General features: G+C 77.9%; 1 protein-coding gene. It reads right to left on the bottom strand.

Features of this window, described 5'->3' with window-relative positions:
* Positions 1-268 (bottom strand): hypothetical protein (locus tag ACLEQD_RS44275; protein WP_410391913.1); only part of this gene is annotated, 268 nt, incomplete at its 3' end.
* Positions 269-959: the final 691 nt, after the last annotated feature.

Here is a 959-nt window from a genome sequence, read left to right on the forward strand (position 1 = left end):
CGCGCGGTGCGGGGCGCGCCTTGGGGGAGCCGGGCCTGGCGACGTCGGTGCTCTCGTCGTCCGCGTCGTCGTCGGTGGCGGAGCGCGAGGCCAGGAGCGAGGGGCCGGCGCCCTCGGTGGCGTCGTCCTCTCCGGAGCCCGGGGTCCAGCCGGTGTTGCCGGTGGCGGGCAGGCCCGTTCCGCTCTTGCGTGAGGGCCGCTCGTTGGTCGTGGAGTCCTCACTGCCTGCGCCGGGAGTCCAGCCCGGGCGCGAGGGGCGGTTCTGCATGGGGGAGTCCTCCGGGGCCGGGGGGGGCCCCTCACGATGAGACGCTCGAAGCTGTGGAGCGGAGTCTTCCGCGTCCGGGCCCGGATTCCAATCCGGCCGGGACGGTTGTTCGGCCGGCGCCTGCCTGCCCGGGAGGGAATCCGCGACCTCGCGGGTCCCCTCCCCCGGGTCGGTGGTGTCCTCGGAGCCCGGACCGGCCGGGGAGTCCAGGTGGGCGGGAGGCTCCCGAGGGGTGGGCTCGTCCTCGCCAGGACCGGGCGTCCAGTGCGCGCGAGCCGTTCCGGACGCGGGCTCCGCGCGCTCGGGAGTGGGGGTCGCCGCGGGGTCCGGCATCCGCTCCGCGAGCGCGTCGCCGGTCACCGGCCCCACGCTCCGGCGCGGGCTTCGCACCGTAGGCGGTGGCGTCCTCTCCGCCCGGGCCCGAGTCCACGCAGGCTCCGCTACCTGTCCGGGCGCGGTGGCCTCGCCACCGCCCGGGCCCGGCGTCCACGAGGACGGTGCTGCATGTCCGGGCGCGGTGGCCTCTCCACCGCCCGTGCCCGCCGTCCTCGCAGGCTCCGAGGCCTGTCCGGGCGTGGCAGCCTCTCCGACTCGCCCGGGCCCGGCGTCCACGCAGGCTCCGAGGTCTGTCCAGGCGGCGGTGGGCTCCGCGGCGCCGATGCCCGGCGTCCCAGCGCATTGCGTGGCCGGG

Source organism: Corallococcus sp. 4LFB (assembly GCF_046520365.1).
In the GTDB taxonomy this organism is placed as follows: Bacteria; Myxococcota; Myxococcia; order Myxococcales; family Myxococcaceae; genus Corallococcus; species Corallococcus caeni.